The 14413-nt window shown below is 75.3% G+C and carries 18 protein-coding genes; 8 read left to right on the plus strand and 10 right to left on the minus strand.

All coding sequences use genetic code 11. The features are described 5' to 3' along the window. Nucleotides 1-28: 28 nt before the first annotated feature. Both ACPU2J_RS03470 and ACPU2J_RS03475 read right to left on the minus strand, forming a co-directional pair. Nucleotides 29-385: a YciI family protein gene (locus tag ACPU2J_RS03470; RefSeq protein WP_361598170.1), complete on the minus strand. Its 357-nt coding sequence runs from the start codon at nucleotides 383-385 to the stop codon at nucleotides 29-31. A gap of 157 nt (nucleotides 386-542) precedes the next feature. Beyond that, nucleotides 543-851, minus strand: a complete 309-nt coding sequence (locus ACPU2J_RS03475) for a hypothetical protein (protein ID WP_420081781.1) — start codon at nucleotides 849-851, stop codon at nucleotides 543-545. Nucleotides 852-1012: 161 nt separating this feature from the next. On the opposite strand from ACPU2J_RS03475, the gene ACPU2J_RS03480 reads away from it, so the two are divergent. Next, the gene (locus tag ACPU2J_RS03480; RefSeq protein ID WP_420081780.1) at nucleotides 1013-1387 is read left to right on the plus strand and encodes a DoxX family protein; all 375 of its coding nucleotides are present in this window, start codon (nucleotides 1013-1015) and stop codon (nucleotides 1385-1387) included. A gap of 32 nt (nucleotides 1388-1419) precedes the next feature. Here the strand turns inward: ACPU2J_RS03480 and ACPU2J_RS03485 are convergent, their stop codons facing one another. Beyond that, nucleotides 1420-1689 carry a hypothetical protein gene (locus tag ACPU2J_RS03485; RefSeq protein ID WP_420081779.1) on the minus strand — a complete coding sequence of 90 codons (270 nt, stop codon included), beginning with the start codon at nucleotides 1687-1689 and terminating at the stop codon, nucleotides 1420-1422. Between the two features lie 102 nt (nucleotides 1690-1791). Between ACPU2J_RS03485 and ACPU2J_RS03490 the strand changes: the two genes are divergently transcribed. Continuing rightward, on the plus strand, nucleotides 1792-2130 hold the full coding sequence (locus tag ACPU2J_RS03490) for a thioredoxin family protein (RefSeq protein ID WP_423832718.1): 339 nt from the start codon (nucleotides 1792-1794) through the stop codon (nucleotides 2128-2130). A 46-nt stretch (nucleotides 2131-2176) separates the two neighbouring features. Here ACPU2J_RS03490 and ACPU2J_RS03495 read toward each other — a convergent pair whose 3' ends face one another. Next, a complete protein-coding gene (locus ACPU2J_RS03495) occupies nucleotides 2177-2878 on the minus strand; it encodes a BtrH N-terminal domain-containing protein (protein WP_423832719.1) in 702 nt (233 codons plus the stop codon). A gap of 146 nt (nucleotides 2879-3024) precedes the next feature. Between ACPU2J_RS03495 and ACPU2J_RS03500 the strand changes: the two genes are divergently transcribed. Further along, nucleotides 3025-3378 (plus strand): DUF1304 domain-containing protein, encoded by a 354-nt coding sequence (locus ACPU2J_RS03500; protein ID WP_423832720.1) that lies wholly within the window; start codon nucleotides 3025-3027, stop codon nucleotides 3376-3378. Then, a complete protein-coding gene (locus tag ACPU2J_RS03505) occupies nucleotides 3375-3992 on the plus strand; it encodes a TetR/AcrR family transcriptional regulator (RefSeq protein WP_423832721.1) in 618 nt (205 codons plus the stop codon). The genes ACPU2J_RS03500 and ACPU2J_RS03505 overlap by 4 nt, the downstream gene beginning before the upstream one ends. Before the next feature lie 88 nt (nucleotides 3993-4080). Here the strand turns inward: ACPU2J_RS03505 and ACPU2J_RS03510 are convergent, their stop codons facing one another. Together ACPU2J_RS03510 and ACPU2J_RS03515 are read right to left on the minus strand one after the other, a co-directional pair. Next, nucleotides 4081-4287, minus strand: coding sequence for a cold-shock protein (locus ACPU2J_RS03510; RefSeq protein ID WP_361598193.1), 207 nt, complete (start codon nucleotides 4285-4287; stop codon nucleotides 4081-4083). A gap of 161 nt (nucleotides 4288-4448) precedes the next feature. Then, nucleotides 4449-4826, minus strand: coding sequence for an HGxxPAAW family protein (locus ACPU2J_RS03515; RefSeq protein ID WP_420081775.1), 378 nt, complete (start codon nucleotides 4824-4826; stop codon nucleotides 4449-4451). A 104-nt stretch (nucleotides 4827-4930) separates the two neighbouring features. On the opposite strand from ACPU2J_RS03515, the gene ACPU2J_RS03520 reads away from it, so the two are divergent. Next, complete coding sequence (locus tag ACPU2J_RS03520; protein WP_361598199.1) at nucleotides 4931-5452, plus strand: MarR family winged helix-turn-helix transcriptional regulator; 522 nt, start codon at nucleotides 4931-4933, stop codon at nucleotides 5450-5452. Nucleotides 5453-5492: 40 nt separating this feature from the next. Next, entirely contained in the window at nucleotides 5493-6980 is a 1488-nt protein-coding gene (locus tag ACPU2J_RS03525; RefSeq protein ID WP_423832722.1) for a DEAD/DEAH box helicase, read from the plus strand. A 33-nt stretch (nucleotides 6981-7013) separates the two neighbouring features. Here the strand turns inward: ACPU2J_RS03525 and ACPU2J_RS03530 are convergent, their stop codons facing one another. The 4 genes from ACPU2J_RS03530 to ACPU2J_RS03545 all read right to left on the minus strand — a co-directional run bounded on the left by ACPU2J_RS03530 (nucleotide 7014) and on the right by ACPU2J_RS03545 (nucleotide 10996). Beyond that, entirely contained in the window at nucleotides 7014-7739 is a 726-nt protein-coding gene (locus ACPU2J_RS03530; RefSeq protein ID WP_420082510.1) for a GNAT family N-acetyltransferase, read from the minus strand. A 556-nt stretch (nucleotides 7740-8295) separates the two neighbouring features. Next, the gene (locus ACPU2J_RS03535; RefSeq protein WP_420081774.1) at nucleotides 8296-8790 is read right to left on the minus strand and encodes a hypothetical protein; all 495 of its coding nucleotides are present in this window, start codon (nucleotides 8788-8790) and stop codon (nucleotides 8296-8298) included. A 411-nt stretch (nucleotides 8791-9201) separates the two neighbouring features. After that, on the minus strand, nucleotides 9202-9702 hold the full coding sequence (locus ACPU2J_RS03540) for an SRPBCC family protein (RefSeq protein WP_361598211.1): 501 nt from the start codon (nucleotides 9700-9702) through the stop codon (nucleotides 9202-9204). 94 nt (nucleotides 9703-9796) lie between these two features. Further along, nucleotides 9797-10996: an NUDIX domain-containing protein gene (locus ACPU2J_RS03545; RefSeq protein ID WP_420081773.1), complete on the minus strand. Its 1200-nt coding sequence runs from the start codon at nucleotides 10994-10996 to the stop codon at nucleotides 9797-9799. 255 nt (nucleotides 10997-11251) lie between these two features. Between ACPU2J_RS03545 and ACPU2J_RS03550 the strand changes: the two genes are divergently transcribed. Together ACPU2J_RS03550 and ACPU2J_RS03555 are read left to right on the plus strand one after the other, a co-directional pair. Next, nucleotides 11252-12997, plus strand: coding sequence for a VanW family protein (locus ACPU2J_RS03550; RefSeq protein WP_420081772.1), 1746 nt, complete (start codon nucleotides 11252-11254; stop codon nucleotides 12995-12997). Further along, entirely contained in the window at nucleotides 12994-14403 is a 1410-nt protein-coding gene (locus ACPU2J_RS03555; RefSeq protein ID WP_423832723.1) for a DUF418 domain-containing protein, read from the plus strand. The genes ACPU2J_RS03550 and ACPU2J_RS03555 overlap by 4 nt, the downstream gene beginning before the upstream one ends. Nucleotides 14404-14413: the final 10 nt, after the last annotated feature.

A 14413-nucleotide genomic window follows, 5' to 3' on the forward strand; every position in this document is an offset into this window, starting at 1 on the left:
TCGACGCACGGGCCGCCGCGTCCCGCGGTCACATCTCCTGGATCTCGCGGACCTCGGCGCTGACGTTCCAGTCGGCGGGGTGGATCTCCAGGAACCGCCGGGTCCACTCGATGGCCTCGGCCTTGTCCTTGCACTGGGTGAGGGAGTAGCCCCCGACGACCTCCTTGGTCTCGGTGAAGGGCCCGTCGGTGTAGCCGATCTTCCCGCCGGACCAGCTGAGACGGGTCGCCTCGGAGGTCGGGAGCAGCCCGGCGGTGTCGAGCATGACCCCGGCGTTGGTGATCTCCTCCAGGAGCGCACCCATGCGCTGCTCGAACTCGGGCGGGAACTCGTTGGGCGGCAGGTCCTGCTCGTTGATGCGGATCATCGTCAGGAAGCGCGGCATGGTGGCTCCTCGGTCTCGGTGGGCGGGCCCTTCCCGCCTCTCACCCCTGCGTCGAACGGGGGCGACCGGGATCGACAGACCTCGGGAAATTTTTTCGGGGGATTTTTTTCCCGGACGGATGGACGCGGATGTGCCCCGGAGGGCGGCCGTCGCCGTGTCAGTAGCGCAGGCGGGCCTCGGCCCCGTCGATCTTCAGCATGCAGTTCTCGAAGAGCCGCAGCGAAGGGTGCCGGCCGTCGGCCGGAGCCAGGCTGAGCCTCAGGTCGTGAATCGGCTTGGTCAGGGCGACGAACCTGGTCCCGTCCGGGTCCGGGCCCCTGTAGGCCGCCCACGCCTCGAACAGCCCCCGCACGCTCTCCCAGCCCGGTCCCGGAGTGAAGGTCGCCAGGAAGAACGGCTGATCACAGCCGTACTCGGCGAGCTCGCCGACCAGGACGTCCCCGTGCCAGAGCCGCCACTGCGTCATCCCGTGCCCCCGTCCCCCGGTGTCCGCGTGGTCCCACCCTCGCAGCGCGCACCGGTGCTGCCAAGGGTGCCTCGGCGGGGCCATCGGTCGGCCGGGGCCTCACACGCGGGTCTACTCACGAGTAGGATCGCCCGTCCCAGGCCCCTCCGAGAGGATCTCCGATGCCCCGCGTCTCCTCGCCCCTGCTGCTGTCCGGTCTGCTGGCCGGGGCGGCGGTCGCCCATGCCGTCGCGCCCCGGCAGTTCGACGCGATCGTGCCCCGGTCACTGCCGGGCGGCCCGCGCCGGTGGACCTACGCCAGCGGGGTGGCCGAGCTGGCCCTGGCCGCCGGGGTCGCCCACCCGCGCACGCGGAAGGCCGCCGCGCTGGCCGCCGCGGCCTTCTTCGTGGGCGTGTTCCCGGCGAACGTGAAGATGGCCGCCGACGCGCGGCACCGCTCCCCGGCGTTCCGGGCCGCGGCGATCGGCCGTCTGCCCCTCCAGGTCCCGCTGGTCCTGTGGGCCCGCAAGGTGAGCCGGGAGGCCGGGGAGCGCTGAGGCCCCGCGCCCGCAGGCCCTGCCGTGCGGGGTCAGCGGCTGTCGCCGGTCCAGTCCCAGCGCTCGGGACCACCGGCGCGGCGACGGTAGTGGGCCCGTCCGCCCGCCCCGTAGCGCCCAATCTCCGTGGGCAGCCGGGCCTCCTCGGCGAGCTGCGCCGGGCTCCAGTCCGTGATGTCCAGGAGGAGCCCGTCGAGCGGGCCGCCGACCAGCTCGCCGTAGACACGGCCCGGGCGCGGGCCGGGGTCGGGGTCCTCGTGGTCGGCGCCGTACACGCGGCGCCGGAGCATCCTGTCGTCCATGCCGGTCAGCTTCACAGGCCGCACTGACAGCAAGCCCCGGGCCGGGGGCGATGATGGGGTGCGGCCTTCGGACGGGGGCCGCGGGAACGAGGAGCTACACGCATGGCGCATCGGGTGCACCGGCCCCTGGAGGACCAGGAGTTCGACTTCGTCCTGTCGATGACGACCGGACCGGTCCTGGCCTACTTCTGCGGCGGCTGGCCGAAGGCCCTGGAGGCCTGCCGGGCGATGGACGCCCTGGTAGGGGAGGTGTCGGCGGAGTACGGGCCACGGCTCACCGCCGTGCGCACGGACATGACCCGCTGCCCGGGGACGACCCGGCGCTACGGCGTGACCGGGGCGCCGACCGTGGTGCTGGTCAAGGAGGGCGAGGCCGTCGCGAGCCAGGCCGGGCCGATGGACCGCGAGGAACTCATGGCCTTCCTGGAAGCCCACCTCTGAGCCGCGAGCCCCGCACACCCCAGGAAAGCGGCCGGAGGCGGGGACCTCAGAACAGCGTGACCGCGCGGCGCTCCAGCGCCGGCGCCGAGTCCACCAGCGCCGCACACTCGTCGAAGAGATGCCCCCGGGCCTCGGCGTCCGCGTCCGGGTCCGCGGCCCGGGCCAGACCCGCGACGGCGGACCAGCAGCCGCCGGACGGCCCGGTGGGCACGATCATCCGGTGGCGCCCCTTGCCGTGCCCGGACCAGGCGGCACCGAACTCCTCCTCCGAGATCCGGTGGGGCTCCCGGTCCCCGTCCTCCACCCAGAGGGTGTCGCCGGTGTGCCCGGCCAGGACCACGGTGTACGGGTCCGCGCCCGCCATCTCGTCACCCGCCTCGTGCCACGGGAGCCCCGACCGGTCGACGGTGCAGAACACCGGCCGGCCGGCGTCGAGGGCCGCGTGCACCCGGTCCCAGCGCGGCCGGGAGCTCTGCCCGACCTCGTACGGGACCCGCAGCCGGTCGAGGGCGGCGGGGACCCAGGGGTCCGGGTGGGCCGGCGCCACGATCGTCGGCAAAGGCGGGCGGCCGGCGTACTCGAAGACGAAGTACATGAAGCCGATCCCGCCCGCCAGGCCGGCGACGAGCGCCTCCTCGTGCCTGCTGCCGAGCGCGTGCCGCACGAGGGAGCTCTCGCGGTGGCGGCCGGTGCCGAAGTCGTCGTGGAGGAGTCCGGCCGGTAGCGGAGCGGGGCGCGGGTCGTTCACGGGGCCGGCGTAGCCGCGGCGGCCCGCCGACCCGTCGCCGATTTCCTGTACAGTTGTCCAGGAAGTCGGCGGGGTGACACGCCCTCCGACGCCCCGGCCCACGCCACCCCCACCGCCCCGCCGTCCGCCCGAGAAGTGGAGATGCCATGCACACGGTCGCGCAGATCCTGACCGGCCTCGTCGCCGCCCTGCACGTGTACTTCCTGGTCCTGGAGATGTTCCTGTGGCAGCGGCCGCCGGGCCGGGCGCTGTCCGGCTTCGACGCGGACACGGCCCGGCTGACCGCTCCGCTGGCCGCGAACCAGGGCCTCTACAACGGCTTCCTCGCCGCCGGGCTCGTCTGGGCGCTCGTCATCGGCTCGCTCGCCACGCAGGTGTTCTTCCTCGTGTGCGTGGTCGTGGCCGGGGTGTTCGGGGCCGCGACCGCCAACCGGCGCATCCTCGTCGCCCAGGCACTGCCCGGCGCCCTCGCGCTCGGCGCCGCGCTGATCGCCGGATGACCGCGCACCCCGGACAGCCCGGGCAGCCCTCGCACCCCTCCCGGACGGAGGACCCGCGGACGGCGCGCACCAAGGGCCGGCTGCGCGAGGGCCTGCTGGCGGAGTGCGCCGACCGGCCCCTGGCGGAGGTCAGCGTCTCGGCGGTGGTCCGCCGCGCCGGGGTCGGGCGCGCGACCTTCTACCTGCACTACGAGGACCTCACCGCGCTCGCCGTCGACGCCTGCGCCGACGTGGTCCACGCCGCCGTCGACGCCCTGCACGCCTGGCAGACCGGGCCCGCCGCGCTCCCGCCGACCCGGCCGCCGGAGGCCCTGGCAGCGTTCCTCGCGGAGGCGGCCGCCCGCGGGGCCCTGTACCGCACGCTGCTCCTGCCGGGCGGCGGCGGTCCACTCGGGGACCGCCTCCACCGGGAGCTGCGGGCCCGGGCGCGCGCCGAACGGGCGGCCGTGGGCGCCCCGCGGCCCGAACTCGTCGGCTCGGCCGTCGCCGCCGCGTTCACCGGGGTGTTCGCGGACTGGCTGCACGGGGAGGTCGAGGCGGCCCCGGCCGAGCTGGCGGAGGACCTGTGGCCGATGCTCCTGGCCCTTCACCGGGCCGGCGGCCACCGTCCGTGAAGGGGGCCGGGGCCGGAGCCGGGCATGCGAAGGCCCCGCCGGCGGGACCGGCGGGGCCTTCGTTCACGGGCGAGGCACGCGAAGGGGATCAGGCGAGGGTGGACACCTGCTCGGCCTGGGGACCCTTCGGGCCCTGGGTGACCTGGTACTCGACCCGGGCGTTCTCCTCCAGCGACTTGAAGCCGGTGCCCTGGATCGCGGAGAAGTGCACGAACACGTCGGGGCCGCCGTCGTCCTGCTGGATGAAGCCGAACCCCTTCTCCGAGTTGAACCACTTCACGATGCCTGTTGCCATCTGGCTGTTCCTTCTCAACGTTCCACTGCGGGCCGCACGCGCGGCCGTCTCGATCCTGCCCAACGCTCCCGCACGGCACACGCCGAACGCGTCCAACCGGGGCGCGCCGCGCCTTCGAACTTGCGACCGCCTTGTCCACGGAAAGAGGGACCGGGCGGACGTCAGGCCTGCTCGGGCGCCCCTGCGGCGCCGGGCAGGGCCACCTGCGGGTGGGGTCGCGGGGCGGCAGCGGCGGCCCGGTGCGGGGCGCTCATCCGGCAGCCGAGGCAGTCGGCGTGCCCGGTGCGGGCCGAGACGTCGCGGACGCGCCAGTCCCATTCGGCCTCGGGGCGCGGCCCGCTCGGCTTGCCCCATCCGGCGAGGTGCAGCAGCCAGGTGACGGCGCCCGCCAGGGCGACGACGCCGAGGCCGATCCAGATGCCGGGCGTCCAGGCCGCGCAGACGGCGGCCCCCGCACCGGCGAAGCCCAGCAGGGCGAGAGTGGTGCCGGTCCAGCCGGCCACCGTGTGGCCGAGGTCGACATGACCGTGCGCGCTCATGATTCCCCCTGAAGGGACGGGCCCCAGTAGGCTCGGAGAAAGAGATGCTTATTTAGCGAGGTAAGTATCTCACGTACTTAACTTAGATGCTAAGGAGATTGCGCGTGCAAGGCAAGCCCCGCCCCTCGGCCACCGCCGAGGAGGCGCTTTCACGCATGGACCAGTTCGTCGCCCTGGGCATCGTCGGACAGCAGGAGGTGGCCCAGCGGCTCGGCCTGAACGTCACCGACCTGACCTGCCTCGGGCACATCCTGGGCGCCGGGGAGAACCCGCTCGCCGCCGGCGACCTCGCCGAGCTGGTGGACATCACCACCGGAGCCGTCACCGGCGTGCTCAACCGCCTCGAACGGGCCGGGTACGCGCGCCGGCAGACCGATCCCGCCGACCGGCGCCGGGTACGGGTGGTGGCGGAGCCGGCTGCGGCCGCCCGCGTCTTCGCGGTCTACCAGCCCTTCTACGACCGGCTCGGAGCCCTCTTCGCCGACTACACCCCCGACGAGGTGGCCGTGATCGCCGACTGGTTCGGGCGCGCCGCCGGAGAGGTGCGCGCCCACTGCGCCCAGGTGCGCTCCGGCGAACTGGACGCCCCGGGCGGCCCGGGGCCCGCTGGTACCATGGGCGGTTGACCATCTGCTCCACGCTTCTCCCCGCTTCGAAAGGCCCTGCATGAGGAACCCGTCAGCTCATGGACGCTTCGGTGTGAAGGGCGCCGCCCGGCCCGGGTCCAGGACCCCGGCCAAGGCCCCCCGGAGCACCGGGCCGCAGGGTGAGTTCGCGATGCCCGAGCCGAAGTCGCCGGCCCTGCCGCCGGTGGAGTCGTTCTCCGAGCTCGACCTGCCCGTGGAGCTGGCGGAGACCCTGGCCTCCCTCTCGGTGACGAAGCCGTTCCCGATCCAGGCGGCGACGCTTCCCAACGCCCTCGCGGGCCGGGACGTCCTCGGCCGCGGCAGGACCGGTTCCGGCAAGACCCTCGCCTTCGGCCTGGCCCTGCTGGCCCGGACGGCGGGCCGGACGGCCGATCCGAAGCGGCCGCTCGCGCTGGTCCTCGTACCGACGCGCGAACTGGCGCAGCAGGTGACCGAGGCGCTGGAACCGTACGCGGCGGCTCTGCGGCTGCGCATGGCCACCGTCGTCGGCGGTCTGTCCATCGGACGCCAGGTGAGCGCCCTGCGCACCGGCGCCGAGGTCGTGGTGGCCACGCCGGGCCGGCTCAGCGACCTGGTGGGCCGGCGGGACGTGCACCTGGAGCGGGTCCGGATCACCGTGCTCGACGAGGCGGACCAGATGTGCGACATGGGCTTCATGCCGCAGGTCACGGAGATCCTCGACCAGGTGCACCACGCGGGGCAGCGGATGCTGTTCTCGGCGACCCTGGACCGCAACGTCGACCAGCTGGTGCGGAGCTACCTCAAGGACCCGGTCTCGCACTCGGTCGACCCGCAGGCGGGCGCCGTGACCACCATGGACCACCACGTGCTGCACATCCACGCGGCCGACAAGGTCTCGGCGGCGACCGAGATCGCCGCCCGCGACAAGCGGGTCCTGATGTTCCTCGACACCAAGCACGGCGTCGACCAGTTCGTGAAGCACCTGCGCGCCATGGGCGTACGGGCCGAGGGGCTGCACAGCGGCAAGGCCCAGCACCAGCGCACGCGCACCCTGGCGCAGTTCAAGAGCGGCGAGCTGAAGGTCCTCGTCGCGACCAACGTGGCGGCGCGCGGCATCCACGTCGACGACCTCGACCTCGTCGTCAACGTCGACCCGCCCGCCGACCACAAGGACTACCTGCACCGGGGCGGGCGCACCGCCCGCGCCGGCGAGTCCGGGAAGGTCGTCACACTGGTCACCCCGAACCAGCGCCGCGACATGGTGCGGCTGATGGCCGACGCCCGGATCCGTCCGACGATCACCCAGGTGCGCTCGGGCGAGGCCGCCCTCAGCCGGATCACCGGCGCGAAGGCCGCCCCCGGCGTCCCGCTCGCCGGGGCCGCGCCGGCCGACGCCCAGGGCCGGCCGTCCGGTACGGAGCTCGGGTTCCGCGGCATGGGCACCCGGCCGGGCCGGCCGGGCCGGGGCAAGGAGTCCCGCAAGACGCTGGAGGCCCGGCAGCAGGCCGAAGCCCGCCGCGCGGCCCGGGTGCGCCGCGGCATCTGAGGGCGGTGCGCGCCGGGCCCTCGGGCGGGCGGCTCAGCCGCGCTCGAAGGCGTGCGTACGGCCGATGACGGTGAAGCCGCGCCGCTCGTACCAGTGGCGCGGCCAGTCCGCAGCGTCGGCCGTCAGGAAGCACGTACCGCAGCCGTGGTCCGCGGCCGTGCGCAGCGCGGTGGCGAGGACCTCGTCGGCGTGGCCCTTCCGGAAGTGCGCCTCCGCGGTCATCAGGTCCTCGATCTGGGCCGTACCGGTCGCCGGGTCGAGGTAGAGGTCGGCCCACGAGGCGACCTCGCCGTCCTCGGCACGGGAGCCGATGAACCGTACGACGTCCGCCCCGCGGTGGCGGGCCGCGCGCCGGTCGACGAGGTGGCGGACGACCTCCGCGTCGACCTCGGGCAGGATGCCCCGCCAGCGCCGTGTCAGCGGGTCCCGCAGCGCGTCGAGGTCCACCTCCCCCGCGGCTCCGGCGTCCGGAACCGGCCCGGTGTGCAGCATCACCAGGTACGCGGAGTGGGTGTAGCCGGCGCGGACGAGCGGCTCGGCGCAGGCGCGCGCCGTGTCCTCGTCGAGGACGGACACCAGCCGGTGGGGGAAGCGCGCGAGTGCCTCGTCGGCGAGGGCGGGGACCGTCTCGGGGTCCACGGCGGCCTCGATGACGACGTGGTTGTTGGCGCGGGAGTGCGCGTACGCGTCGTCGTACGCGGCGAACCCGCCGGGCAGTTCGACGGTCCGGGCGGCCTGGCGCCGGGCGAAGGCCGCCATGAAGGCGTGGGCACGGGCGAGCTGGGGGCTGGTCACCCGGTCAGCCTAGGGGGTCGGCCGCCCGGAGCCGCCGCCCGCCCGGTGGCGTCCGGCGCCGTGCCGCGCACGGCCTGCGTCGGCCCGCGCACCGGACGTGCCCGGGAGGCCCGACAACGCGGCGAGGTGAGGGGCCTCGCGGGGTCGGGCGGGGCGGACACCGCCCGGAGCGCGCCCGGACCGCGAAGGGGGCCGTACCGCTGCGGCGCATCGGCAGGCCACCAACACGGGTCCGCAGGCGGGCGGACCGGCCGGTGGACCGCCGCAGGCCTCGCACCGCGGCGCCGGTCCCGTACGCGCGCCGGGCCGCCCAGGACCGACCGCGGCACCCCGGACACACCACGCCCACCCGAGTCAGCGAGACCGGTGCGGGCTCGCGACAGCACACCCGCAACACGACCGACCGCAGCACCACGCCCACCCGGGCCGGCGAGACCGGTGCGGGCTCGCCGTGGCAGGGCCACGCAGGCCCCGGAGCACACAGGCCTGGGTGCGGGCAGGAGGTGTGGTGTGCCCGGTCTCAGGCCGGGGTACGGCCTCGCAGGCGCTGGGCGGCCTCGTTGCGGACCCGGCGTGTCCGGGCGCCCTCGGCGAGCACGTTCAGCGCCTCGCACGAGGTGAGGGTCCGCGCCGCGGTGCGCTGGCACCAGTCGGTCGCGCCGGTCAGCGCCCCGGCGGACCAGGGCTCGCCGTTGGTGATGGCCTTGAGCAGGGCCCACTCCCTCAGCCTGCGCTCGGGGAAGGGCCGGCCCGCGATCTCGGCGGCCATGGCCACGGCCCACGCGGCGAAGTCCTCGTCCTCGAGGAGGCGCAGCGCGCGGCGGTCGAGGTGGGTGACCACGGCGGCCTCGGCCATCACCCGGTCGGGATCGCGCAGCACACCGGCCACGGCCCGCGCCTCGGCGCTGCCGTCGGGTGCCTGCGCCAGGGCTTCCAGGTGGCGGGCGTAGCGCCAGTGCTCGGGCGGCTCGTCGGGGTCGGGACCCGCCGCGGAGGGGTCTTCCAGGGCGTTCACCGTCCGGTCACCTCCCGGACCGGCCCGGCGCCGGCCGACTCGGGCCGGGCGCGGCCGACGGAGGACGCGGCGCGGCCGGCGGCGGCCGGCCTGACCGTGAGCGGCCCGCGCCCGCCCCGGGCGAACCGATTCTGCTTCCCTCTGCGCATGGCACCATTCCACACGATCCGCGCCGGACGGCGGTGGTCAGGGTGCCGTCCCGGCTCGGACGGCACGTGCGCGGAGGCGCGCTGCCGGTCCGGGCGGCCACCGCCGCGGTGAACTCGCGCACGGAGGCGGGCCGGTGGGGTCACCGGTGCAGGCGTGGGCGCGTTCGGCACGATGTTCCCAGCCCAGGATCTCCGTTCGGGCGGGTGGGCGGCGGGCGGCGGCACACGCCGGGAGGGCCGTGCGCCGCCCCGCCCGGCGCCGTCAGCTCGGGGGGGTCCCGTCCGGTTCGGGCAGCGGGGCGCCGGTCTCCAGCAGCGTCTTGAGGCTCGACGCGAGCAGGGGCCAGGCCTGACCGCACATGCCGATGAGGGTGCCGCCCGGCTCGAACCCCTCGTGCCGGACGGTGAGTCGGGCGAGGACGTCGCCCACCGGTTCGATCTCGTACGTCACCTTCGTGCGGGGTGCCCGCGCGAGCTCCGCCCGCAGTTCCTCGCCGATGCCCACCGCGGCCGCCCACTGCGGCGTGAAGGTGTGCCAGGTGTAGGAGAGGAGGCGGTCCGGGACGCACCCCAGGACCACCTGCGCGGGGTCGCTGGTGCGGGCCCCGCGCTCGACCCAGTCCATCGCCGATCCCACGGCCCAGTCGGTCTCGAAGCTCAGGCCCCAGTACCGGCGGGTGAACGCCGGATCGGTGAGTGCCTGCCAGACCCTCGAGGGATCGGCCTGGATGTAGAGGGTGTACGTGATCGCGCTGTCGCTCATGGCCCCATGCTGCGGGACCGCGGACCGCTCGGGCCGGATTTCGCCGCCACGGCGATGGCAGCCGCCCGCGGACGGCCCCGGACCTGCCGGTGCGTCACCAGCACAGTCCCTGCTCGGGAAGCTCCACGGGCGGCGTCCGCTCGGGGACGGGCAGCCCCAGCGCGGAGCGGGCCTCGTGGACGGACGCGAGTTCGTCCTCGCCCGCCCGCCCCCAGTCGTTCAGCTCGCGGACCTGCTCGGGGGTGGCCAGCAGGCGGGCGTACGCCGGGTCCCGGGCCGGCGGCAGGCCGGTGAGCCGGGCCGCGGTCCGGACGTGGACGTCCTCGTCCGTGCGGCGGTGGCCGAGTGCGACGGGCTCGGCGCCCACGGGCCCCGCCCCGGGGAGCGGCAGCAGGGCCGCGCCGGTGTCCCGGTCGATCAGCAGCAGGACCCGGCCGTCCGGGGCGAACAGCCAGGCGCAACGGTCCCGGACGGGCAGGTGCCCGGGGACCGGCCCGCGGTGCCAGGTGCCGTGCTGCGGGGTCCGGCGGGTGCGGAGTACGCCGAGCCGGTCGAGGGCGGTCGGCGCGGTGGGGCGGCCGCCCTCCAGGAGTGCGGTGCCGCAGCCGTTGATGCGGGCGCGCAGCGCGGAGAGGGTGCGCCGGGCGTCGCCGGGGTCCATCAGGGCGGGCAGGTCGGCCGGTTCGGCGAAGTCGATTCCGGTGATCTCCTGGTCCGGGAGGCGGACGGCCGCGATGCGGTCGGGGCACCAGGTGCCGCCGTCGTAGACGTGCAGGATCTCGCCGGGGAAGCGCATCTCCGGCGGGAATCCGGGGGTTTCGGCCGCGATCCAGTCCACGGCGAGGCCGCGCGGCCATCGGCCGTCGACCCCGAGTTCCTCGCGCAGTTCGCGCGCGGCCGCCGCGGACGGCGCCTCGCCCACGTCCACGGCACCGCCGGGAAGCAGCCGGTCGGCCCGGTAGTCGACGCTCTGGACGAGGACCCGGCCGTCGGTGTCGGTGACGAGGACGACGGCGGCCGTCCAGACGGCGGCGCGCGAGGCGCCGTACTCCTCGGGGGTCATCCACGTCCCCGCGCCCCGGCTGCCGGCCTCGTCACCGGTGCGGCCCACCGGGACGGTCCGGTCGGCCGGGTCGGGCCGGACGGAGCACGCGGGCGCGCGGCCGGTGCCGTCCGCCGCGGCGGCGGTCCCGGACGCGTCGGTGACCCCCGGCAGGTCGGTCGTGCCGGTCGTCTCCGTCAGGTCGGTCGTGCCGGTCGTGTCGGTCTCGCCGTGGTCGGTCAGCTGCGGCATCGGACTCCGTTCGCCCTGGGTGGACCCGCCGGCTGTGCAACTGCGGCCGGGTCCCAGGGGTTACGGCGCTCCGCCGCCGAAGGCGACTCCCGGGCTTTGCCACTCCTATACCTCCTTATTACCTGGTTATGCCGTCCTTGGTAGCGTGCGGACGCGGACCGGCGGGCTTGACCCCGCCGGTCCGACCAGCTTCCCCCCACGTCACAGCGCCGCACCGCGACCACGTCTGCGAGCGCACCGAGGAGAGACCCCCACATGCGACGCGCCTCCCACAGGAGCACCCGGCCGGACGGCGCGAAGCGGCGGACGGCGGCCCGGATCGGGGGCCTGGCCGCGGGCGCCGCGGCCGTCGGCTTCGGCGGACTGTACGCAGCCGGGCTCCTCCTGACGGGCGACGAGGTCGCGCCGGGCACGAAGGTCCGCGGTGTCCCCATAGGCGGGATGGGCCGGGCGGAGGCCGCCCGGACCCTGGACCGCGAGCTCGGTCCGGCCGCGTCGGCCTCGCTCGCGCTGCGCATCGGCGAGCGCACCGAACGGGCCTCCCCCGCGGCCCTCGGCCTGTCCCTGGACAGCGCGGCGACGGTCGAGCGGGCGGCCCCCTCGGGCTCGGCCCCGTTCACCGTGATCCGCCGTCTCTTCACCTCCGGCGACCCGGAGGTACGGCCCGCGGTCCGCCTCGACGAGCGGGCCGCGCGCGGCTCCCTCGACGCCCTGGCGAAGTCCACCGCCACCCCCGTGCGAGAGGGCTCCGTGCTCTTCGAGAAGGGCAAGGCCCGTGCCGTGACTCCGGTCACCGGGACCGGTGTGGACGTGGACGGCGCGCTGGACGCCCTGCGCGCCGGCTATCTCCGTGCGGGCGGCGAGCCGGTCACCCTGCCCGTCCGGCGGACCGAGCCGAAGGTCGGCCGGGAGGAAACGGAGCGGGCCCTGCGCGAGTTCGCCGAGCCGGCCCTGTCCGCGCCGGTCACCCTCACGGTGTCCGGGAAGCGCCTGCCCCTCTCCCCCGCGATCCTGTCGAAGCACCTGAGCCTGAAGGACGACGGCCGGGGCCGGCTCGTCCCCGGGGTCGACGCGGCGGCGCTGCTGGCCGATCCGGCGGTGGCGGGGCCGCTGCGGCAGGCGGTCCCGCCACCGGTCGAGGCCGGGCTGCGGCTGGACGCTTCCGGCAGGGTCACGGTCGCGGAGGAGGGCAAGGCGGGCCGGAAGGTCTCCGAACAGGCCCTGAGCACGGCCCTGTTGCCGCTCCTGACCGGTGGGAACGCCGCCGCGCGCACGGGCGAGCTGGCCACCGAGGCGGCCGCTCCCCGGCTGTCGCGCGAGACCGTCGACCGGCTAGGGATCAAGGAGGAGGTGTCCTCGTTCACCGTCGGGTTCGAGCGGGCCGCCTACCGCACGACCAACATCGGGCGGGCCGCGGAGCTGATCGACGGCTCGCTGGTGCTGCCCGACGAGACCTGGAGCTTCAACCGCACCGTCGGTGAACGCACCAAGGAGAACGGCTTCGTGGACGGGCTCATCATCAACAACGGCCAGTACGAGAAGGCTTCGGGCGGCGGGGTGTCCGCGGTGGCCACCACCGTCTTCAACGCCGTGTTCTTCGCCGGGGTCAAGCCCGTCGAGTACGGCGCCCACTCCTTCTACATCGAGCGCTATCCGGAGGGCCGGGAGGCCACCGTGGCCTGGGGCAGCCTCGACCTGCGCTTCACCAACGACTCCGGCAAGGCCCTCTACATCAAGGCGGAGGCCACGGACACCTCCGTCACCATCACCTTCCTCGGCACGAAGAAGTACGAGGCGATACGCGCCGACCACGGCCCGCGGACGAACGTCGTGCAACCCGCCGAGCGCTCCGGCAAGGGCCCGAAGTGCGAGCCGCAGACCCCGCTGGTCGGCTTCGACGTGGCCGTCGACCGGGTTTTCCAGCAGGGCGGCCGCGAGGTCAAGCGGGAGACGATGAAGACCCGTTACACGCCGCGTGACAAGGTGACGTGCGAGGCGTGAGCGGTACGGGACACGCGGGGGCGGCGACGGACGTCGCGGCGGTGGCAACCACGGGAGCGGGAACGGTGGCAGGGGCGGGAACGGACACGGCGGCGGCGGGCGGGCCCCCGCGGGCGGGAACGGCAGCGGGCCGGGCCGCCGCAGGCGCGGCCGGCGAGGACCGGAAGGGCAGCGGCGGAAGCGACGGCGCGGGAGGCGGAACCGGGAACGAGGCCCGGGCCACGGGCGGAGGCAGGCTCGCCGGGGTGGACGCCGTGCGCGGCATCGCCGTGCTCGGCATGTTCGCGGTGCACGTGGGTCCCGGCCCGCAGCCCGAGGGCGCCGGCTACCTGCTCGTCGCGGCCGACGGACGCGCTCCGGCGCTGTTCACCCTCCTCGCCGGCTACTCCATCGTCCTCGCCCAGCGCGGCGTCGACCCGGCGCTGCAGCCCACCGGCTGGGCGGCGCGGTGGCGTCCGCTGCTGATCCGCAGCGCCCTGCTGGCCGTACTCGGCCTGTGCCTGGCGTCGTTGTGGCCCGGGATCCTGGTCATCCTGGCGTTCTTCGCCGTGTACTTCCTGGCGGCGGAGCCCTTCGCCCGGCTGTCCGCACCGGCGCTCGCGGCCGTCGCGGGCCTGTCGGTGGCCGCCGGGCCGGTGCTGTCCTTCCTGCTGGGCCCGGTCTTCGGCTACGAGTCCTCCGGGCGCGGTCTGGTCCCGGAGGCCGCGGACCTGACCAGCTGGTCGGGGCTCGGCGAGGTGCTGTGCGAGCTGCTGCTCACCGGGGCGTACCCGGTGGCGACCTACCTCCCCTACGTCCTGGCCGGCATGGCCCTGGCCCGTCTGGGCGACGTGCGGGAGAAGGCGGTGGCCCTGCGGATGGCCCTGTGGGGCACGGCGGCGGCGCTCGCCGGGTACGGATCGGCCTGGCTCGCGACCCACGTCTTCGGCGTACGGCAGCGGCTGCTGGAGACGATAGCGGTGCACCACCCGGAGGCGCTGGCCGCCGTCGATCCGGTCCAGGAGGTGCTGCGGAGCCAGTTCGGCGCCGTCCCCAGCACCTCCTGGTACTGGCTGCTGGTGGCCGACCCCTACAGCCAGACGCCGCTCGAGACCCTGGGCAACGCCGGGGTGGGCTGCGCGCTGATCGGCCTGTGCGCGCTCGCCGCCCGCAAGGGGGCCGGGGCCCGCCTGCTGCGTCCGCTGACCGTCCTGGGGGCGATGGCGCTCAGCGCGTACGTGGTGCACGCCCTGGTGCTGGCAGGGCCGGCCCACGGGGCGGCGTCCTGGTCCGCCTGGATCGTCTTCAGTGCCACCGCGCTGGCCCTCACCTGGGCCTGGCAGCGGGTGTGGGCCGACAGCCCGCTGCGCCGCGGCCCGGTGGAGCACGTGCTACGGGTGGCGGCGCGGGGCCGGGTCCGGGCCTGAGGCCCGCCCC

It is taken from the genome of Streptomyces manipurensis, assembly GCF_049570255.1.
GTDB lineage: Bacteria > Actinomycetota > Actinomycetes > Streptomycetales > Streptomycetaceae > Streptomyces > Streptomyces manipurensis.